Annotated in this window: 10 protein-coding genes; 9 read left to right on the top strand and 1 reads right to left on the bottom strand. The window is 68.1% G+C overall.

What is annotated here, in order from left to right:
• Positions 1-115: 115 nt before the first annotated feature.
• From glyQ to BAY15_RS00265, 8 genes are all read left to right on the top strand, one after another.
• Positions 116-1,027, top strand: coding sequence for a glycine--tRNA ligase subunit alpha (gene glyQ / locus BAY15_RS00300; RefSeq protein WP_068847918.1), 912 nt, complete (start codon positions 116-118; stop codon positions 1,025-1,027).
• Positions 1,024-3,120 (top strand): glycine--tRNA ligase subunit beta, encoded by a 2,097-nt coding sequence (glyS, locus tag BAY15_RS00295; protein ID WP_068847916.1) that lies wholly within the window; start codon positions 1,024-1,026, stop codon positions 3,118-3,120. The genes glyQ and glyS overlap by 4 nt, the downstream gene beginning before the upstream one ends.
• A 269-nt stretch (positions 3,121-3,389) precedes the next feature.
• Positions 3,390-10,247, top strand: coding sequence for a hypothetical protein (locus BAY15_RS00290; protein ID WP_068847914.1), 6,858 nt, complete (start codon positions 3,390-3,392; stop codon positions 10,245-10,247).
• 150 nt (positions 10,248-10,397) lie between these two features.
• Positions 10,398-10,925, top strand: a complete 528-nt coding sequence (locus BAY15_RS00285; protein ID WP_141236222.1) for a hypothetical protein — start codon at positions 10,398-10,400, stop codon at positions 10,923-10,925.
• 55 nt (positions 10,926-10,980) lie between these two features.
• Positions 10,981-12,765 (top strand): autotransporter assembly complex protein TamA, encoded by a 1,785-nt coding sequence (locus tag BAY15_RS00280; RefSeq protein WP_068847910.1) that lies wholly within the window; start codon positions 10,981-10,983, stop codon positions 12,763-12,765.
• A complete protein-coding gene (locus BAY15_RS00275; RefSeq protein ID WP_068847908.1) occupies positions 12,762-16,604 on the top strand; it encodes a translocation/assembly module TamB domain-containing protein in 3,843 nt (1,280 codons plus the stop codon). The genes BAY15_RS00280 and BAY15_RS00275 overlap by 4 nt, the downstream gene beginning before the upstream one ends.
• Positions 16,605-17,452: 848 nt before the next feature.
• Positions 17,453-17,779, top strand: a complete 327-nt coding sequence (locus BAY15_RS00270) for a SymE family type I addiction module toxin (protein WP_068847907.1) — start codon at positions 17,453-17,455, stop codon at positions 17,777-17,779.
• Positions 17,780-17,877: 98 nt separating this feature from the next.
• Entirely contained in the window at positions 17,878-20,025 is a 2,148-nt protein-coding gene (locus BAY15_RS00265) for a S46 family peptidase (RefSeq protein WP_068847905.1), read from the top strand.
• An 11-nt stretch (positions 20,026-20,036) separates the two neighbouring features.
• Here BAY15_RS00265 and BAY15_RS00260 read toward each other — a convergent pair whose 3' ends face one another.
• Positions 20,037-20,765, bottom strand: coding sequence for a hypothetical protein (locus BAY15_RS00260; protein ID WP_157771654.1), 729 nt, complete (start codon positions 20,763-20,765; stop codon positions 20,037-20,039).
• A gap of 187 nt (positions 20,766-20,952) precedes the next feature.
• Between BAY15_RS00260 and BAY15_RS00255 the strand changes: the two genes are divergently transcribed.
• Complete coding sequence (locus tag BAY15_RS00255; protein WP_068847901.1) at positions 20,953-21,660, top strand: response regulator transcription factor; 708 nt, start codon at positions 20,953-20,955, stop codon at positions 21,658-21,660.
• Positions 21,661-21,677: the final 17 nt, after the last annotated feature.

Below are 21,677 nucleotides of genomic sequence, written 5' to 3'. Positions count from 1 at the left end.
GGCGCCAGAATCCTCGGAGCGGGGCCTGCACGGCGTGATGGCAGCTTGCCTGGAATGCCGGCGGGCGGTCCGTCGCTATACTAGCGCACCCCCTGAGCAGGCAAGACTCCGCCGCATGTCCGCGACCCAGAACGTTCCGATCACTTTCCAGGGCCTGATCCAGACCCTCAACCAGTATTGGGCGCAGCAGGGCTGCGTGCTGATCCAGCCGCTGGACCTGGAGGTCGGTGCCGGCACCTTCCACCCGGCCACCTTCCTGCGCTCGATCGGCCCGGAAAGCTGGAATGCCGCGTACGTGCAGCCCTCGCGTCGCCCGACCGATGGCCGCTACGGCGAAAACCCCAACCGCCTGCAGCGCTACTACCAGTACCAGGTGGCGATGAAGCCCAGCCCGGACAACATCCAGCAGCTGTACCTGGATTCGCTGAAGGCACTGGGCATCGACCCGCTGGTGCACGACCTGCGTTTCGTCGAGGACAACTGGGAATCGCCGACCCTGGGCGCCTGGGGCCTGGGCTGGGAAGTCTGGCTCAACGGCATGGAGGTGACCCAGTTCACCTACTTCCAGCAGGCCGGTGGCCTGGAGTGCAAGCCAGTGCTGGGCGAGATCACCTACGGTCTTGAACGCCTGTGCATGTACCTGCAGAACTGCGACAACGTGTATGACCTGGTCTGGACCTACGGGCCCGACGGCACGCCGGTGACCTACGGCGATGTGTACCTGCAGAACGAAGTGGAGCAGAGCACCTACAACTTCGAGTACGCCGACGTGGAAGAACTGTTCCACCGCTTCGACGCGTGCGAGAAGGAAGCACAGAAGCTGGTGGAAGTGGGCCTGCCGCTGCCGGCCTACGAGCAGGTGTGCAAGGCCAGCCATTCGTTCAACCTGCTGGATGCGCGCCGCGCGATCAGCGTGACCGAGCGCCAGCGCTACATCCTGCGCGTGCGCGCGCTGGCCCAGGCGGTGGCGAAATTGTATGAAGCCAAGCGCCTCGAAGCGGTGGCGGCCAAGGAGGTGCAGGCATGAGCACGATGCTGCCGCTGCTGATTGAACTGGGTACCGAAGAACTGCCCGTGAAGGCGCTGCCGGGCCTGGCCCAGGCATTCTTCGATGGCGTGGTGGACGGCCTGGCCAAGCGTGGCGTGGAAGTGGAACGCGGCGACGCCAAGCCGCTGTCCACCCCGCGCCGGCTCGCGGTGCTGCTGCCCGGCGTGGCCGTGGAGCAGCCGGAACAGCGCGGTGAAGTGCTGGGCCCGTACCTGAACATCGCGCTGGACGCCGATGGCCAGCCGACCAAGGCGCTGCAGGGCTTCGCGGCCAAGGCCGGGATCGACTGGACCGCGCTGGAGCGCACCAGCGATGCCAAGGGCGAGCGTTTCGTGCACCGTTCGGTGACCCCGGGTGCGCGCACCGCGGCCCTGCTGCCGGAGATCCTGGCCGAAGCGATTGCCGCCATGCCCATTCCCAAGCCGATGCGCTGGGGCAGCCACGCCTACGGCTTCGCTCGCCCGGTGCATTGGCTGGTGCTGCTGCACGGCAAGGACGTGATCGAGGCCGAAGTGCTGGGCCTGAAGTCCGACCGCATGAGCCGCGGCCATCGCTTCATGCACGACAAGACCGTGTGGCTGTCCTCGCCGGACGACTACGTCAGTTCGCTGCAGGCCGCTTATGTGCTGGTGGACGCCGACGCGCGCCGCAGCCGCATCGTGGAGGCGGTAAACGCCGAAGCCGCCGCCGCCGGTGGCCAGGCGCGCATCACCGATGACAACCTGGAACAGGTGGTCAACCTGGTTGAATGGCCGGCGCCGGTGCTGTGCAGTTTCGAACGCGATTTCCTGGCGGTGCCGCAGGAAGCGCTGATCGAGACGATGGAAATCAACCAGAAGTTCTTCCCGGTACTGGACAACAGCGGCAAGCTGACCGAGAAGTTCATCGGCATCGCCAACATCGAATCGAAGAACGTGGCCGAAGTGGCCAAGGGCTACGAGCGGGTCATCCGCCCGCGCTTCGCCGATGCCAAGTTCTTCTTCGACGAAGACCTGAAGCAGGGCCTGGAATCGATGGGCGACGGGCTGAAGACAGTGACCTACCAGGCCAAGCTGGGCTCGGTGGCCGACAAGGTGCAGCGCGTGGTGGCACTGGCCGGGCTTATCGCACCGCAGGTGGGCGCCGATCCGGTGCTGGCCAGGCGCGCCGCCGTGCTCGCCAAGAACGACCTGCAGTCGCGCATGGTCAACGAGTTCCCCGAGCTGCAGGGCATTGCCGGGCGCCATTATGCGGTGACCGGTGGCGAATCGCCCGACGTCGCGCTGGCGATCGACGAGGCTTACCAGCCGCGCTTCGGTGGCGATGACATCGCGCTGTCGGACCTGGGCAAGGTACTGGCCATCGCCGAGCGTGCTGACACCCTGGCCGGTGGTTTTGCCGCAGGCTTGAAGCCGACCGGCAACAAGGACCCGTTCGCACTGCGCCGCAACGCGCTGGGCCTGGCGCGCACGATCATTGAATCCGGCTTCGAGCTGGACCTGCGCGCGCTGCTGGAAACGGCCTTTGCCGGCCTGCCGGCGGCGGTGCAGCCCAGTGCCGAGCGCAAGACCGACGCACTGCCGCAGGAGCTGTACGACTTCATCATCGACCGCCTGCGCGGCTACTACGCCGACAAGGGTGTGCCGGCCACGCACTTCAACGCCGTGGCCGAACTGAAGCCGGCCTCGCTGTACGACTTCGACCGCCGCATCGACGCCATCGGCATCTTCGCCGCGCTGCCGGAAGCCGAAGCGCTGGCCGCCGCCAACAAGCGCATCCGCAACATCCTGCGGAAGGCTGAGGGGGCGATTCCCGGCATGGTCGATCCGGCCCTGCTGGCCGAACCGGCCGAGAGCGAACTGGCTGAAGCCGTCGAAGCGGCCATCGACGACAGCAATGCCAGCCTGCACCAGAAGGACTACGTCAGCGTGCTGGCGCGCCTGGCCCGCCTGCGCCCGCAGGTGGATGCGTTCTTCGATGCGGTGATGGTCAACGCGGAAGATCCCGCACTGCGCGGCAACCGTCTGGCGCTGCTCAAGCGCTTGGGCGACCGCCTGGGCAGCGTGGCGGCGATCGAGCATTTGTCCAGCTGACGGCAACAGCCTTATCGCGTCTCACCCTTGAAAGCGCCCGACTGGTTCGGGCGCTTTCTTTTTATGCGCATTTGCTCGAATGCGACGAAAACTGCAATCAATCTGAATATTGATTGAGCGTTTCTTAGGAAAAATCAGAAAACGATAAATTCGTGCAATCGGCATTTCCCGGCGCCGCGTGATCATCCGGCGCCGCACTTCCACGCGGCACCGACACGTCGCGTGCGTCCTGCGCGGCTCGCCCCCGCTTCGCATGGAAGTTCTGCCGCATGCCCATCTTCGATCGCGCCGCTGGCGCCTTGTCTACCTTCAACCCGTTCAACGCACCGGCCAACGAGCCTGTGGCGCAGGATGCGGCTGGGACAGGCGCAAATACCCCCACCCATGTAAGCAATGCGACATCGCCGTATCCGCGGGAAGCCACCGCACTGGATGTTGTGCTGACCCCGCGTGAGAGGGCGGTGCATGATGCGATCCTCGAAACAGAAGCGCCGGAACGCGCCGCGCTGGCGTGGACGATGAAAAAGTACATCGCCGCTGCCACCACGCCGGTAGAACGCGACGCCATCACCCAGCGGATGGAGCAGGCGCTTGCCGCGCGAGGTCGCGATGTGGCGATGCTGCGCCACCTGGGCATCAACACGCTGGACAGCGCGTTGACGCGGGCAGCGTGGACCACACTGATGGCCGAACTGCCCGGCTGGGCCAGCAGCGCGATGACCGCAGGCCAGCTCGCCCGCAGCGTATTCACCGGCACGTGGGGCAGCGTGGCCGCCGTGTTGCCGTCATTGGCGGCGGCGCTTCCGTCGCTGCGCAGTCATGAGCAGTTCGACGCGCTGGTGCAGTCGTTGCCCGAAACACTGCGGGCCAGCCTGTGGACCCTGCATGAGCAGATCGCACAGGCCGACGCGCAGCTGCGCCCCACCCTTGGCGGCGGTCACCTGGTGTCGGCGCTCGCGGTGGCCGCACTGCTCTGGCAGGTGCAACGCGCGCTGCCCCGACCAATGGCACCGCTGCAGGGCATGGCCCGGTTCATAGCCGAGCTGCCCAATCACTGGCAGCGCGTTGCCGTGTTGAACGGGGTGGGCGGCGCGCTGTTGCAACCGACTCACCGTGCCGAGGGCGATGTTCTGGCCGCGCCCAGGAACAAGCTGACCAAGGCGGAAAAGCAGGCGCGTATCCTGCACCAGAAGGCGGTGGACCGCCGAGAGGCGGTGGTGCCGGACTGGCATGGCAGCACGCCCGACCTGGAGGCGGCGCGCCCCCCCGGCGCGCCATGCGTCGGCGGAACGGTCGCCACCCCGCTGCCTGGCCACCCTGCCGTAGCGCCGGGCGACGCCGCGCGCTCGCCGGCATCGCCCCTGCAAGGGGGCTTGCTGGCCGGGCTGGGTGCGGGTATTGCCATGCTGCGACAGGCCGCGTGGAGCGGCTTCCAGGCGGTGCCGCAGGCGCCCCCGCCGGTGGAAATGACGTTGATGGGCGGCTCGTCGCTGCGCGAGGTGGTGACCGAGCCGCTGATGTCGCCCGAAGCAGTTGAAGTGGCGACGGGAGCGGCTAGCACCGCGCGCATGTTCCCTAACCTGCGACGGACGCGGCTGGCGCTGGCAGCGGCAGCGACGGTAACCGGTGCGGGTGCGGCAGTGATGGGCTTGAAGCGCTATTTCTGGCCAGACACCGCCGCCGCCGCGCCGATCGCGCTGGCCGAACAGCTGGCCGTCGAGGTGGTGGCGCTGCCAGATGGCCAGTGGGGTACCGGGCTGGACCTGCTGCTGGGCGATCTCGATCCGGCGCCACGCGGTGCGCGGGTGCGCCGCGCAGCCCCCGACACGGATGGCGCACTGCCCGTTGCCCGCGACGTCACTGCCGGGCAGCTTCAGGGAGTATCGCCCGAGCAGCTGGAAGCACTTCGCGCCGACCCCGCACTGATGCAGCAGGCGCAGACGGCACGCGTATGGTCGGTGGCGGTCGCCCGCGACCTCGCCACCCATCCGGGCTGGGCCTGGGTTGCGACACTACCGGCATCGGAGCAGGAACTGCTGGTGAGCCAATGGCAGGCGTTGCGCACGCTCACGCCGGCGTTGGCAGCGGTGGAAGCGGCGACGGATGCGACGATCAGCGCCGTCCTGCAGGACGTGGGCTGGAGCGGGGAGTGGCGCGATATCGAGGTGCGCCTGCCGTCCGTCCGCGTGGCCGGGATGACGGTGGATGATCGCCTGCCACTGCTGCAGTTCTGCATGGGACGCGACGACCACGCGGGCGCCTCGTTCCTGCGCGGTGACCTGCCGGTGTCGGCAGTCGAACAGGCGACGCTGGCCCGCTTCGTCAGCGGTACCGATATCGAGGGCCTCCGCGCGCGAATCACGGCAGCGGCCGAGCAGGTACGGCCAGCGCTGAGCCGCGCGCTGCAGTCGCGGCTGGTCATCGATGCCCTCAAGGCCAAGGCGCAGGGCGTGCTGGGCAGCGGCAGCGCGCACCGACGCGGAGCCGACGTGGTGCTGGGGTTCCTGCAGGGAACCGGCGCGGTCGAACGCGCCACGTTGACCTACACCGACCGTCTGCCCAACGGCACGCCCGTGACCGTGCAGGTGCCGAACTACCTGGTGCTGCGCAGTGCCGGTGAGCCGGGCCTGCACGGGCAGGTGGTGCTGTACCGCGCGGACCTTGCCCGCTTCCAGGCCTTCGGCGATGAAAGCGCGTTCCGCCAGTTCCTGGACACCCAGCGTGCCCGCACGGGCGCGTTCGCGGGCGACGGCGGTATTGACCGCACGCTGGCCGACGACATCGTGCAGGCCGCGCTGCCAGGCCAGCGCGTCGCCGTGCGCGGGCTGGTGCAGTCATGGGAAGCGCGGCTGGCACGCTACCAGAGCGGCCAGCGCGGGCCGCAGGCGTGGAACCCCATTGAGAGTTTCAAGCTGGCGTTCGCGCCGGTTGACGAGGCGGCAGGGAACCGCCAGCAGTGGGCCGACGCGCTGGTCGAACACGGCGAGGCACTGGCGAACGAGCGCCTGGAGCGCAATCGATTGCGCTGGAGCCCGCTGGGCATCGCCAACGTGGCAGCTGAAACGGCGTACCGCCAGCAGCAGGACAGTGCGCTGCAGTCCCTGCGCCAGCATGCGCATGCCAGTGTGACCGAGGCGATGCAGCTTGCATTGCGCATGGCGGGCCTGCAGGGCTCGCTGGAAGGGTTCGATCCGGACCAGGTGCGGCTGCGTGTCGGCGGCCAGGAGATGGACCTGACCGACTGGGCCACGCGCGGCTGGCAGCAGCATGGGCTGCGCCGCCCGGCGATGCCGGGCAACCTGCCGGACTGGTCGCCGGACGCTGCAGGCCTGCCCAATGCGCGGCTGGCAGCGGCGTCGTGGCTGGACGATGAGACCCTGGACGCGATGCAGATGGTGGCCCACCGGCGCGACGCGGAGGGCGCGTTGAGCAGGGATGACGCGCTGAGCGGAGCCTTGCAGGATCCGGCGCTGCGCCGCGCGATCTGCGGAGTGCTGGAGGACTTCGCAGACAGCAACCGGCTGGCGGACGCCTATCTCGACCACCTGCGTGCGCTGCCGGGCACTGCGGAAGGACAGGCGTTCGCCACTGCATTGGGCAACCAGATCCGGGCCCGCACCGCGTGGATGATCGAGGTTGCCCGGCAGGACGGTGCGTTGGATGCCGCCACGCATGCCGCGCTGAAGACCGCGCATGCCAACCTGGATACGGTCGGCACGCGGGCTTCCACGTTGCAGGGGGTGACGCTCAAGGGCCATGCCATCGTGGGACTGTGGGCCATCCGTACCCCGCGTGGGTGCCATGTATTCCTGCCCGACACCGCGCACGGTGATCGCCTGCTGGATGAGCGCGCCTTTGGCGAATGGCTGCGCCAGCCCGACGCCGAGGGCTACATCCGCGCCCGCGCCCAGTACCGGCATCATCCGGACCTGGCGGCGATGTTCCAGCACACCGCCACCTCGCGAAGCCTCCCCGTCGGGTTCGTGGCCACGCGCGGCCCCACGGCAGCGGCCGCCGCGCTCATCGCCGCGCGCATGGGCGATGTGGACGAAATGACGCTGAGCCAGCTGGAACGGCTGGGCGACACCCTCAAGCTGATCGGTGCGATCGGTGTCGGCGCGGTGTGCTCGCTGGCCACCGCCGGCGCGGGCGCTGCGCTGTGCGTGGCGGGCACGCTGGCGCTGGTTGCGGAGAGCATCCGTGCGGGCGTCGATCAACTGGAGCGCGGTGACAGGGATGCCGCCATCCTTGAGCTGGGCGGCGGGCTGTTGGATGCCGCGGACATCGCCCAGGTCAGCGCCATTAGCGCCATTCCGGCCATGCTGTTCCGCCTCGGGCGCGGCGCGATGCGAACCCCCGCCGAGGCCGCGCGGGCACTGGTGGAGTGGAAGGCGCAGGGTCGCGCGTTCGACCGCAGCGGCGTGCTCACCGACGCACTGGCGGTCCCGCGCACGGCCCTGGACGAGGCGCCGATGCTGACCCGCGAGGAACGGGGTGGCGGCACGCTGTATCGGCAGAACGGGCGCGAATTCGTGCGGCACGAAGGTGCCTTCGTGGAAACCTGGCTGGACCCCCACGGCGTGCGCCGCCTGCGCGATCCGCTCGACGCGGATGCGGCCGGTGCGCCGGTACGCTACCAGCAGGGCCAGTGGCGCCGCATGGACCAGCGGCCGTCCCTTCGCGGAACCACCACCCCGGCGTCGATGCTGGACAGGCCGGAGTGGGTCAAGGCGGTGCCCGAGGCCGGGATGCTGCCGCCGGCCAAACTTGATGAGCTGGAGGCGGTGTTCGGGTTCCTTACCCTCAAGCAACGGCCGGACACCGACCTGCTGCAGACGGTGCGCGAGCTGAGCATGAAAGCGCGCATCCAGCAGATCGTCGATGCGCCCGACACGCTGGGCCTGCCCGGCGATGAAGCCATGATCCTGCGGGCATGGGCCGATACGCCCGCCCTCGGCAACGGGCGCAGCGTGGAAACCTACATCGAGGAAGTCGGCGACTGGACGCGCGGAGCACGTTTCGGAAACGGGCCGGTCGGCGTATTCGTCCGCACGGACGATGCGCGCACGCTGCCTACGCTGGAAGCGCTGGTTGACGCAGCCGACGAGCAGGCGCTGCTCGCGCGCCTGGGATTGGAGGCGGACGCCAGCCAGGACACGCTGATGACGGCGGTGCGCGAAGCATTGGCGCACACCATCGCCGCCGCACCCGCGCAGAGCCTGCAGACCTGGCAGCGCTGGGCCGCCATGCAGCATCGCCTGCCCGCGGCTGCAGACAACCTGGTCAAGCACTACCCGGCGCTGACCCGGGCCGAAGCGCAGGCCCTGGTCGACAGCGATCGCGAGCTAAAACAGCATGCCGAGTCCTGGCTGTTCCCGCAGCAGACCGCGGCCAAGGTGGCCGACGTGCTCGGCAACCGTTCGCGGAGGCAGCAGCGGGAAGCGGTGGTGGGCGGGCGTATCCGCTCGCTGTCGGAAGTGCAGCTGCTGGGCAGCCACCTGCAGGCCATCGTGCCGGGACGGGACTGGAGTGTTACCGCCGGTGCCACCAGCGATGCGGCGATGCTCGTGTTCCGTCATCCCTCGCGGGACGGCATGGCCGGGCAGCTGGCCTTCGGCGGCGATGGTCGGCCTTACATCCCGGTTGCCGATGGCAGCGGCAACCCCGTGCAGAGCTGGGAGGAGGGAATCTTCGCGCAGCTGGACGCCACCGAGCGGCAGCCGTTGTCGACCCCCGACGGGTTGCGCCGCGCGGTGGTCGACCACATGAAGCAGACCCCGCTGCTGCGCGCGTGCACGCTGCCGCGCGCGCTGCCCGGGGCGCGGGTCAAGCGCGGCCTGGACACGTGTGATCCGCCCGCAGGCGTGTCCCTGACCCAGGAGGAGGTAGCCACCCGCGACGCGGTCAACCATCAGCTCTACCAGCTGCACGAGCGCGCCGAGCAGGAATACGCCGGCATCCGCGCGTTGCTGGCCGAGTCGGAGGCATTGAAGGCCGAGAAGCGCGCGCTGCAGGCGCAGGGCAAGTCGCTGCCGGAGCCCAAGCTGGCGCGCATTGCCGAGCTGGCGACAATGGACCTGATGCACGAGCGCAACTTCCGGGTCAAGAACTTCATGACCTATGCGCTGGAGGACCTGCGCTTCAATGGCGAACCGTTGTCGCTGCCGGCTTTCCCACTGCAGGGCGGCGCGTACAGCGGGCCCCCGGTAGCATGGATGAAAGGGAGCGGGTATGTGGGCACCACACCGATCCGGCGCGTGTTCGTGGCCGATGACCAGGTCGAGAAAAGCTACAAGGGCAAGGGCAAGCAGCGCACCGAAACGCCCATTCCGCCGCACGATCGCTTCCGCTCGGACTATGCAATGGGTGCCGACCTGCTGACCACCAGCAGCGAACGTGCCCGCGGCTCCGGGCTGGTGATCCTCACCGACGAGGACCTGCGCGCGCGGATCGGTCCGGTGGGCGCTGACGGCACCGCCGGCTGGGTGCGGTTGCGCGACCTGGACGCCAACCAGCTTGAGGCGCTGCCGCGCAGTGCGCTGCCCGAGTCGATGCAGAAGCTGCTTGGCGACGCGCAGCTGCTGCCATCCAATGTCCGCGCGCTCACGCCGGGGCCCTATCGGGTGTTCGAGGTCCGTTCCTGCAGCGAGGGCAAGGTCATGGACGAGCTGGTCAACCAGATGACCGCTGCGGCACCGGAGCTGGCCGCCGCCCTCCGTGCAGACGTCAACACCCCGGTGCCGGCGGTGGACGGCAAGTGGACTGCGGTGACGGCCATGCATCCCTGCACCACCAGCTGTAACCGGCGAATTGAGGCCTTGATGGAGGTGCTGCCCAACGTGAAGACGCGGGTCTATTACCACTTCGTCGACAACCCGGAACGCACCGAATGGCGCCTGGGCCTCATGGTGGAGCGCGAGCTGCAGCGCACCCGGGCGCAATGGGAGGCGGCCGGCGAGGACATCGATGCGGTTCGTGCCGGAATCCGCAGTGCATTGCTGGACAAGGCCGATCCGGCGCGCCGCGAGGCGGCCGAGGCAGAACTGCTGCGCAACCCGCCCCGTGAGAGCGACCTGCCGGTGCCGCGCCTTTGGCTGCCGACCGATCTGGACGACGGAGGCTTGTAAGCCCGGCAGCACATGGTTGGCGGGCACGTGGTGGAGCGTGCCCGCCGCCCGTTCCGGGCGGCAGCCAACATTCCCTTCACGCTGACACAGCGCGGCAACGGCGATCATCTCCCCGCCTGTGCCGCCGTGCCGATATCCCTGGAAGAAAACATGCAGATCGAACGGAGCGGACCCGGTGCGCCACTGAACCTGCTGAGCCCCCATCATCCTCGCGCTCCGGTGGGCATCGCCGGTACGGCAGCCTCGCTGCTTTCCGCCGCGCAGGAGCACACGCTCACCACGCTGCGCGACCCTGAACTGAATTTCGAAGCCTATGGCCGTCGCGTGCTCACCGACGACCTGGTAGGCGCAGCCGGCTATTTGACCCAAGGCTGGTTGCCGGACGACAGCTACCGTCCCGGGCCGGTGAAGCTGCTGCGTGAACAGGCCACCTCGCCGGAGGGCGTGGCATGGGATGCCATCAACCTGGGCCTGCAGCCGGATGTGCAGGTGATCGGCATGCGCGATACGCAGGGCGGAGCGGACAGCTACTTCGTCTGCCAGCCCGACCCGGACGACACGCACGCGCCCCCACGCTTCTTCACCCTGTGCATCGAATCGGGCCAGGGCAGCGGGGTCTATGAAATCTTCGTGTCGCCGCCGCGCGACTGGCAGGCCTTCCTCGACCAGCTTGGGTGAGCCCCTGGCGGCCCCCGTTGTTGCGTGATCGACCCGTCCGGCTATCCTGTTGCCCATGATTTCACTGAAATACGCCCTGCCACTGATGTTCCTGTCGCTGGCCATCGCCTCGACCGCGCATGCGCGCGGCACCATCGAGAAGGTGGACATCACCGGCCTGGACAGGGACGACGATGCCGAGATGATCGAGAACATCGAAGTCTCGCTGTCGCTGTACGACACCATTGGCAAGGAACAGGGCGAGTCGCGGCTGGAATACCTGCTGTCGCAGGCCGAGCGCCAGACCCGGCGCGCGCTGGAACCATTCGGCTACTACAACCCGGTGATCACGGTGGAAAGCCCGCGCGAAGGCGAGAACCTGCGCGTGGTGATCCATGTCGATCGTGGTCCGCCCACCCTGGTGCGGCGCGAGAACATAGACATCACCGGTCCGGCCCAGCTGGACCAGTACCTGCAGGAAGACCTGGAGAACTTCCGGCCGCGCAAGGGCCAGCGCTTCGAGCACACGCTGTACGACGCCAGCCGCGTGACCATCACCCGGCGCCTGGCCGAACGTGGCTACTTCGATGCCGATTTCACCCAGCGCCGGGTCGAGATCACCCGCGCCGAGAATGCCGCCGACATCGATCTCACCTGGGACAGCGGCCGCCGCTACAACATGGGCGATATCCGCTTCCACCAGGATTACTTCGTGGAGCGCCTGTTCGACCCGCTGGTGTACTGGGAAAAGGGCAGTTACTTCCACGAAGGCAAGCTGGACCGCCTGCGCGAATCGCTGACCAAGCTGGATTACTTCAGCGTCATCGACATCCAGCCGCAGCCGGACCAGGCCGACGAGAACGGCAACGTGCCGGTGGATGTCACCCTGACCCGGGCCAAGCGCAGCATCTACACGGCCGGTATCAGCTACGGCAGCGAAAGCGGCGCCGGTGTGCGCGGCGGCCTGGAGCGGCGCTTCCTCAACAGCCGCGGCCACAAGATGAACACCCAGCTGGACTACGCGCAGAAGCGCAAGAGTCTTGTCACCACCTACCGGATCCCGGCGTTCAAGTGGCTGGACGGGTGGTACGGGCTCACCGCCAGCGCGTATGACGAGCAGACCGACTACATCGACCTTCGCAACTTCAAGCTGATCGGCAGCCGCAGCGGCGAGATCAACGAGAACTGGACGGCCATCGCCTCGATCAACGCCCTGCGCGAGCGCTGGCGCTATGCCTCGGGCACCGAATTCACCAACGCGATCTACAACACCTCCACGCTGGTGTATCCGCAGCTGGTGGCCGACTACGTGAATGTCGATGACCGCCTGGCCCCGCGCAAGGGCATCAGTGGCAGCGCCACCATGCGTGGCGGCATCGAAGGCGCAGGTTCGGATACCAGTTTCGTGCAGGCCAGCGTGATGCTGCGCTGGTTCATTCCGGTCGGCGATGCCGACCGCCTGATCCTGCGCGGCGAAGGGGGTACCACCTGGACCAGCGACCTGGTGGCGATGCCCCCCAGCCTGCGCTTCTTCGCCGGTGGCGACCGCAGCATCCGCGGTTACGCGTTCCGTGAAGTAGGCCCGCGCACGCCTCCGCCGGATAAATTCGCACTGGGTGCCAAGAACCTGGTGACCGCCTCGGCCGAGTATGAGCACTACTTCAAGGGCGGGCCGTGGGGCGGCGCGGTGTTCGTCGATACCGGCAGCGCGTTCGACAACACCATCGACCTGCATACCGGCGTGGGCTTCGGCGTGCGCTGGAAATCACCGGTGGGTCCGGTGCGCGTGGACATCGCGCACGGTCTGAACAATCCGGATTCGAAGTTCCAGCTGTACCTGAGCGTGGGAGCGGACCTGTGAGCACGCCGACCCCGACCACGCCAACCCCGCCGCCGCCGCGCGTGCGCTTCTACCGCAAGCGCCGGTTCTGGGCGTGGTCCGGCTTCACCGTGCTGGGCCTGGTGCTGCTGGCACTGCTGCTGGTGTACTGGCTGCTGCAGACCGTGGCCGGGCGCGATGTGCTGCTGGCCCAGGTTGTGGCGCGGCTGCCGGTGGGCGCCACGCTGACCTGGAGCAAGGTGGATGGCCCGGTGGCCGGGCCGCTGGTGCTGCACAACCTGGATTTCCGCTACGACGACATCCACTTCACCGCCGAGCGCGCGTACCTGGATCCGGATATCCGCCCGCTGCTGGGCCGCAAGCTGCAGCTGGATGCGCTGCAGATCAAGAACGCCACGTTGAACCTGGCCAAGAGCGATGAACCGTTCGAAATGCCCTCGTGGCCCGATTCGCTGCCGCAGATCGAAATGCCGCTGGCGATCCAGGCCGACACCATCATCATCGATGGCTTCCGCATCACCCAGGCGCAGGAACCGTTGATCGACATCACCAGGCTGCGCGGTGGGCTGGAAATTGCCAACGGCGAATTCCGCGCGCGCCAGCTCAAGGTGGACAGCGACCTGGGCGACTTCCGTGTGGACGGCCGCTATGTGCCGCGCAACGACTATTCCACCGACATCACCATCGGCGCGGTGCTGCCGGCACCGCGCGGGCGCACCCCGGCGCGGCTTGGGCTGGTGGCCCGTGGCAACCTGGACCGCATGGAAATCGCGCTGGCCGGGCATGCCCCCGCGCCGCTGCAGGCCAGCCTGGTCTTCGACGGCCGCGACGAACCGGTGTGGAAGGCCAGTGCGCGCAGCAAGGAACTGGACCTGGCTCTGCTGGTGCCGGGCATGGATGCCAGTACCAGCACGCCGCTGTCGCTGGATTTCCAGGCCACCGGCAAGGGCGGGCAGGCCAACCTGCAGGGCCGCATCCAGCAGGGCGATCTGGCGGTGGAGCTGGCGCCATCCAATGTCGGCCTGGCCGACCAGGTACTGACCGTCTCACCGCTGGTGGTGAAGGGCTTCGGTGGCCAGGCCCGGCTGCAGGGCACCGCCGATTTCCGTGACCGCGAAAATGCCAGCCTGCGCTTTGCGATCGTCGCCAACGACCTGACCTTCGTGCCCGAGGCCGACCCCACCACGCCGGGCGCCGCCAAACCGGTACCGGTGACGCTCAACGAAGCGCGCATGGGCCTGGCCGGCACGCTCAAGAACTGGGCGGCGGTCGGCACGGCCTCGGTGAAGCGCGAACAGCAATCGGCCGACCTGACGTTCGATGTGCGCGGCAGCGACACCGCCGCCCGGATCAAGCAGCTGCAAGCCAAGACCCCCGGCGGCGCGCTCGATGTGACCGGCCAGGTGGCGTGGGCGCCGCAGCTGGATTGGGACGTGGCCGCCAAGCTGGCTGCATTCGATCCCGGCTACTTCGTGCCCGGGTGGGATGGCCGCCTGTCCGGCAACGTGGCCTCCAAGGGCCGCCAGCTGCCGCCGCCGGCGGGCAGCCCGGCCGGTACCGCCGGCATCTATGAAGCCACCGTGGACGTGCCCGGCATCAACGGCATGCTGCGCAACCGCCGCGTGGATGCGCAGGGCCGCTTCGCGCTGCGCGGGCAGCAGGGCGAAGGCAACGTGCGCCTGGCGGTGGGCAACAGCCGCCTGACCGCGCGCGGCAGCGTCGGCGACCGCCTCGATGTGCAGGCGCAACTGGAACCGGTGCAACTGGATGACCTGATGCCCGGCAGCACCGGCACGCTGCGTGGCCAGGTGCAGGTGCGCGGACCGCGCACCGCACCGGACATCACCGCCGACCTGGTCGGCAGCGGGCTGCGCTATGCCGATTACAGCGCTGAAGCGCTGAGCATCCGTGGCCGCCTGCCTTGGCAGGGCAGCAACGGAACCCTGGCGCTGCAGGGCACCAAGGTGCAGGCCGGCATGCTGCTGGACACGATCAACGTGGACGCGCGCGGCAGTGTGTCCAACCTGCGGCTGGATGCGCAGGCGAAGAACGAACTGGGTGCGGTGGCGCTGGAAGGCGGGGTACGCCAGCAGGGGAATGCATGGCGGGGCGATATCGCCGCGCTGCGGATCGCACCCATCAAGGGCGATGCGTGGGCATTGCGCGCACCGGCCACCTTCGGTATCCAGGGCAGCAATTTCACCCTGACCGACACCTGCCTGGGCGCGGCCACCGGCGGCGCGCTGTGCGCCAGCGCCAACTGGCCGCGTGATGGGTTGAAGGTGCGCGGCGATGCGCTGCCGCTGGCGCTGGTGCAGCCGTGGCTGCCGCCGCAATCCGGGCGCCGCCTGCACCTGCGCGGCGAAATCACCCTGGATGGGCAGATCCGCCCGCGCGGCAACGCGTGGGAAGGCAGCGCCAGGATCGCCTCGCTGGAGGGCGGCATCCGCCTGGGCGACAACGCGCGCGGCGAACTGGTGCGCTACGACCAGTTCTCGGCCACGCTGGAAATGACCCCGGCGCAGATCAACGCCAAGCTCGGTGTCGGCTTCCAGGGCAACGGCTTCGTCGATGCCAAGGTGCAGACCGGCTGGGATGCCAACGCGCCACTCAACGGCGAGCTGTACCTCAACATGTCGCGGCTGTACTGGATCGAGCTGTTCTCGCCGGACATCGTGCGCCCCACCGGCCTGATCGAAGGCCACGTCAGCCTGCGCGGTACGCGCGGCACGCCGTCGCTGGGCGGCGACGCCAAGCTGAGCAACTTCAAGGGGGAATTCCCGGCGCTGGGCCTGACCTTCGACCAGGGCAGCGGCAGCTTCACCGCGCAGCCGGATGGTTCGGCGAAGATCACCGCACAGGCGAACTCGGGCAAGGGCACGCTGTACGTCGACGGCGGGCTGTCGTGGTTCGGCGATGCACAGCCGCTGCAGCTGCATATCCACGGCGAAAACGTGCTGCTGTCCAACACGCCGGAACTGCGCATCGTGGCCAACCCCAACCTCGACTTCACCCTGGCCAAGGCGGCCATGCAGCTGCGCGGCACCGTGCACGTGCCCGAAGCCGACCTGGATCTGGAGCGGCTGGATCGCGGCACCTCGGTCTCCGAAGACGTGGTGGTGCTGGACCCGGCCGATCCGGAAGAAGGCCCGAGCCTGCCGCTGGACATGGACCTGACCGTAAGCCTGGGCGACAAGGTCCGCATGGCCGGCTTCGGCCTCAAGGGCGGGTTGGGCGGCAAGATGCAGGTGTGGGCGCGGCCCGGTCGCGAGATGACCGCCAACGGTGCGCTGGAAGTGAGTGGCCGCTACAAGGCCTATGGCCAGGACCTGACCATCACCCGCGGCAACCTCAACTGGAACTTCAACGCGGTGTCCGACCCGCGCATCAACATCCGTGCAGAGCGCCGGGTGGGTGATGTCACCGCCGGCATCGACGTGACCGGCCGCGCGCAGTCGCCCCGGGTGGACGTGTGGTCGGACCCGTCGATGTCGCAGTCCGAAGCACTGGCGTTCCTGGTGCTGGGGCGCAGCCTTACCGGCGCCAGCAGCGACCAGACCCAGCAGGTGAACGCGGCCTCGGCGGCGCTGTCGGCCGGCAGCGGCCTGCTGGCCTCGCAGCTGGGCGCCAAGCTCGGCCTGGACGACGCCGGCGTGAGCCAGTCGCGCGCGCTGGGCGGCTCGGTGATCGGCGTGGGCAAGTACATCTCGCCCAAGCTGTACGTCGGCTACGGCGTCTCGCTGGTAGGCAGCGGCTCGGTACTCACGCTGAAGTATCTGCTGCGCCGCGGCTTCGACATCGAAATCGAATCCAGCACGGTGGAAAACCGCGGCTCGCTCAACTGGCGAAAGGAAAAGTAGAGCCAGGCCCTGCCTGGCTGCCGACAATGATCGGCGTCACGGCCCCACCGGACGTGCGCTGATCTGACACCGGTAGGGTCGCATCCCAATCGACCGCCGACGCGGCATCCGCGACCGTTGATGGCATTGCAATGATCGGCATCCCGCCTCCGTCAGCCATGTAATTGCGGGTCCGACACCGGTAGGGTCGCATCCCAATCGACCGCCGACGCCGCATCCGCGACCGTTGATGGCATTGCAATAATCGGCATCACGCCTCCGTCAGCCCGTGTGATTGCGAGTCCGACACCGGTGGGGTCGCATCCCAATCGACCGCCGACGCGGCATCCGCGACCGTTGATGGCATTGCAATGATCGGCATCACGCCTCCGTCAGCCATGTAATTGCACAGGTCCATGCGTCAAAGCGATCGCCCACATTGTCGGCAGTCGTTTGGGAACCGACCCTACCGCGCGGTGCATGCCGAATGCGGCATGGAAAATCCTGGCGTTTCATGCTGCGCAGAGCGCACAGAAAGAAACTTCGCCTACCGCATCACACTTCGCAATGTGCTTGCACCGCAATGGATGCAGGGCACTCGCGGTCCATTTCCGACGCAGTGTTAGGCACCGCCTACCGGTTCGACCAAATCAACAGATAAAACCGAATTCCGTTATGGTCATCCCGTCCGCATGGTGGGCCCTGAGTCTAAAAGCTCAGCAACCAAGCAAGCTTGATGCACTGCGTCGGGAGGGTGACCGAATACAACACCCCTCGTGGAAATACGTCGCACCGTTTCTTGCTTAACGGCTTTTAGCCTCCCGACTCCCCCGCCATTCCGGCGGGGGGACATCAAGGAGAGGCCTACCATGCACGACCAAGAAAACCAGTCATCCGCCCGCACCCCATCGCGTGTCGTCTACCACTGGCGTACGCCGCGCAGCGTGCTCGTTGGTGCGTTGCGCGAGGACGACCGTGAGCCGGAGCCCGGCGAACTACTGATTCCCTCCCTCCACCTGCGTGGCATGTGGATGACCACGGCAGGCATCGAAACCGGCAGCTGTCTGAGCGTGCATATCGCGCCCGGCTGCCTGCTGCTGCGCAGCGTGAAGCCCTTGGTAAGCGTCGCGTGCCGCCCCGGGTGGTACCTGTCCACGAAAGAGGCCCCGCGCGTTCGAACGCGTTCGCGCTGGTAAGCCGCGCGTCATTCCCCGGCCCCTGACCATCGGCCGTTGCCCCTGCGGGGCGCAGCGGCTATGGTCCCGGACTGTTCAACAGTGCCGGAATCAACTCCATGGCCACTCGCAGCACCCTCTCCACCGCCCTGGCCCTTGGCCTCACCCTCGCCGCCGGCGCCCATGCCGACGAAGGCATGTGGATGCCGACCCAGCTGCCGGACCTGGCCAAGCCGCTGAAGGCCGCCGGGTTCAAGGGCAACCCGGCCGACCTGGCCAACGTGACCGCCGCGCCGCTGAGCGCCGTGGTGCGTGCGGGGGGCGGCACCGGCTCGTTCGTCTCCGAAGACGGCCTGCTGCTGACCAACCACCATGTGGCCATGGGCGTGATCCAGTACAACAGCACCGCCGAGCACAACCTGATCGACGGCGGCTTCATCGCCCAGGGTCGCAGCGATGAGCGCCCGTCCAACCCGGATTTCCGCGTGCTGGTCACCACCGGCTTCGACAAGGTCACCGATGAAGTGCTGCGCGATGCGCGCGGCAAGACCGGGCGCGCCTACTTCGATGCGGTGGACCGCGCCAGCAAGCGGCTGGTGGCTGAGTGCGAGCAGGAAGGCAACGTGCGCTGCAGCGTGGCCGACATGTACTACGGCACCGATTTCTACCGCATCCGCCAGCTGGAACTGAGCGATGTGCGGTTGGTGTACGCGCCGCCGCGCGCGATCGGCAACTACGGCGATGAGATCGACAACTTCATGTGGCCGCGCCACACCGGCGATTTCACTCTGCTGCGCGCCTACGTGGGCAAGGACGGCAAGCCGGCCGCCTACAGCCCGGACAACGTGCCCTACCACCCGCCGGCGCACCTGAAGATGGCCATCGATGGCCCGAAGACCGGTGATTTCGCCATGCTGGCCGGATACCCGGGCATCACCTACCGCCACCGCACGGCGGCCGAGTTCGCCGGCCAGATCGACACGGTGCTGCCGCGCAGGGTCGCGGTGTTCCAGCAGATGATCGACACCATCGAAGCGACCACGGCCAAGGACGCACAGGCGCGCACCCGCTATGCCGCGCAGCTGCAGTCGCTGAAGAACAACCGCAAGCGTGCCGCCGGTGAGCTGGAAGGCCTGCTGCGCAGCGATGCCAAGACCCAGCGCGCCAGCGATGAGGCGGCGATGCTGAAGGCCACCGATGCGACCTGGCAGCCGGACATCCAGGCGCTGCTGGGCTCGCTGTCGCAGGGCGCGTCGATGGGCGAGCGCGATTTCGTGCTGGAACAGGCCGCCGCGCAGAGCCAGCTGCTGCGTTCGGCGCTGCTGCTGGAGCGCCTGCGCATCGAATCGGCCAAGCCCGATACCGAGCGCGAAAGCGGCTACCAGCAGCGCGATCAGGCGCTGATCGAAGGCACCCTCAAGCAGGTCCAGCGTCGCTACGCGTCGGAGGTCGAGAAGGCGCTGCTGACGAATCTGCTCACCCGCTACCAGCAGCTGCCCGATGCGCAGCGCGTGCCCGAGTTCGACGCCGCATTCGGCCGTACCCCGGCCGCGCTGGTCAAGGCGTTGGACACGCTGTACAGCGGCACGCGGCTGGGTGATGAAGCCGAACGCCTGAGCCGCTTCGCCGCTGCGAAGGAAGGCAAGGCATTGGCGCACGACCCGCTGATCGACCTGGCCGGCCCGCTGGTGGCCGCGCAGCTGCGCATGGAGGGTGAGCGCAAGGAACGCGAAGGCGAGCAGCTGCGCCTGCGCCCGGCCTACATGCAGGCGCTGTTTGCGTGGCGGGCAAAGCAGGGCAGGGCGGTTTACCCGGACGCCAACCGTACCCTGCGCATCAGCTACGGCAAGGTGGAAGCGCTGTCGCCGCGCGATGCGGTGCATTTCGATCCGGTCACCACCGTGGCCGGCATCGTCGAGAAGAACACCAATGCATTCCCGTTCGATGCGCCCAAGCCGCTGCTGGCGGCCATCGCCAAGGGCGATTTCGGCAGCACCGCCGACCCGGTGCTGAAGACCCAGACGGTCAACTTCCTGACCAACCTGGATACCACCGGCGGCAACTCCGGCTCGCCGGTGCTGAACGCACGCGGCGAGCTGATCGGGCTGAACTTCGACAGCAACTGGGAATCGGTCAGCGCAAGCTGGTGGTTCGACCCGCGCTTCAAGCGCGCCGTGCACGTGGACATGCGTTACCTGCGCTGGCTGCTGGCCAAGGTCTACCCGGCGCCGGCACTGTTGACCGAAATGGGCGTGCCGGCCGAGTAGGCCGTCGCCCTTCAACGGGGCAGCGGCGTCAGGCCGGTCCAGTCCATCTGCAGGGGCGCGAGCAGCAGATCCAGTTCGTTGCCCAGCGGGTTGCCGGGGTCCCAGACGTTGGGGTTGGCTGCAGCGTGCGAGCGCTCGGGCGGCGCGGCGCCGTTCCACGCCACCAGGGTCAGCTTCATGCCGCCGCGGTGAACGCCTGTCACCGCGTCCAACTGCTGCGCACCCAGTGCCCGTACTTCTGTGGGCTGAAAGCCCAGCCGCTCGGCCTTGGCCAGCAGCTTGACGGCAATATCGCTGACTGCCAGCTCGCGCCAGGTCAACGTTACCGGCACCGGCAGCAACGAGAACTCGCGGCGTAGTTCATGCAGCAGGTGGGCATGGATCTGGCTCTGCGGCCGCCGCACGGCGGGATCGCCTCCGGGATCAAGCGGCAGTGCCGCTTCCACTTCGTGCAGGTAGTGCACCAGCTGCAGCGTGCGGTGTTCATCCGCACTGAGCGGACCGAAAGGGGAACCGGCTACCGGAGCCGCCAGCCGCTGGTAGATCTGCGCCATCGGCCAACGACTGGTACGGTCAGCCGGCGGAGGGGTTTCAGTGACGGCTCGGGCGTTCCAGACCGAATACAGCAGGTTGCTGAGCGCGTTGCAGGTGACCTCGCGTTGGTCCGCGGGCAGCGAGGTTTCCAGGCGGTGGCGCAAGAGCCGGGTGAGTATGGCGGGCGGCGAGGTGGCTACGGGCATGCTGGAACTCCGTGGGAACGAGGGGCGGTCAACGCTGCCTGCCCCGATCCACACGAACAAGCGGCAACCACGACGCCCCACTGTCGCTTGCACCCACACGCCCCCGCACTGCGGCTTTTGTAGCATTTGGCGGGTTCCCGGGCGGCGGCTAGACTGCAGGCTGGATCCGGAGGAAGCGACGCACCACGTGACTGCAGTACGGGAACTTGAAGGGCTGAAGGTCTGGGTGGTTGAAGACGACCCGGAGCTGCTTGCACTGCTGCTGGACGACCTGGCCTGGCGCGGCGCGACCGTGCGTGGCCTGGACAGCGCCGAAGCCCTGTACCGCGCGCTGCTGAGCGACCGCTGCGACATCGTGGTGCTGGACGTGGGCCTGCCTGGCGAAGACGGCTACACGGTGGCGAGCCACCTTCGCGCCTCGGCCTCGATCGGCATCGTGATGCTGACCGGCCGTGGCGACCCCCGCGACATGGCGCTGGGCCTGACCCAGGGCGCCGACCTGTATCTGGTCAAGCCACCGGACCTGGATGTGCTGGCAGCCGGCCTGCACAGCCTGCGCCGCCGCCTGTCGCCTCCTTCCACCGCGCCGGCCCCCGCCACGGCGCAGCCGCGCTGGCGATTGGCCGATGACGGCTGGACCCTGCACGCACCGACCGCCGCCACGCTGGCGCTGACGATGATGGAGCGCGGCGTGCTGCAGCTGCTGTTCGCGGCCAACGGCGGCGCCGTCACCCGCGAGCAGCTGATCGCCAACATCACCGACACCCCGTGGGATTTCGATCCGCACCGCCTGGATGTGCTGGTCCATCGCCTGCGCACGCGCGTGCGCAGCGCCACCGATGTCGAGCTGCCGATCCGCGCGCTGCGCGGCCAGGGCTACCTGCTTACCGCCTGACCCGCGCGGGTCTGTGT

It is taken from the genome of Stenotrophomonas rhizophila (assembly GCF_001704155.1).
Classification (GTDB): Bacteria; Pseudomonadota; Gammaproteobacteria; order Xanthomonadales; family Xanthomonadaceae; genus Stenotrophomonas; species Stenotrophomonas rhizophila_A.
The sequence above is the reverse complement of the archived record's forward strand: the minus strand, read 5'-3'. Positions and strand labels throughout refer to the sequence as shown.

What these genes read in the sequence shown, in the direction of transcription:
- BAY15_RS00290 (WP_068847914.1), top strand. Translation starts at nt 3,390, where the DNA reads ATGCCCATCTTCGATCGCGCCGCTGGCGCCTTGTCTACCTTCAACCCG.
- BAY15_RS00265 (WP_068847905.1), top strand. Translation starts at nt 17,878, where the DNA reads ATGGCCACTCGCAGCACCCTCTCCACCGCCCTGGCCCTTGGCCTCACC.
- BAY15_RS00285 (WP_141236222.1), top strand. Translation starts at nt 10,398, where the DNA reads ATGCAGATCGAACGGAGCGGACCCGGTGCGCCACTGAACCTGCTGAGC.
- glyS (WP_068847916.1), top strand. Translation starts at nt 1,024, where the DNA reads ATGAGCACGATGCTGCCGCTGCTGATTGAACTGGGTACCGAAGAACTG.
- BAY15_RS00260 (WP_157771654.1), bottom strand. Translation starts at nt 20,765, where the DNA reads ATGCCCGTAGCCACCTCGCCGCCCGCCATACTCACCCGGCTCTTGCGC.
- BAY15_RS00270 (WP_068847907.1), top strand. Translation starts at nt 17,453, where the DNA reads ATGCACGACCAAGAAAACCAGTCATCCGCCCGCACCCCATCGCGTGTC.
- BAY15_RS00280 (WP_068847910.1), top strand. Translation starts at nt 10,981, where the DNA reads ATGATTTCACTGAAATACGCCCTGCCACTGATGTTCCTGTCGCTGGCC.
- glyQ (WP_068847918.1), top strand. Translation starts at nt 116, where the DNA reads ATGTCCGCGACCCAGAACGTTCCGATCACTTTCCAGGGCCTGATCCAG.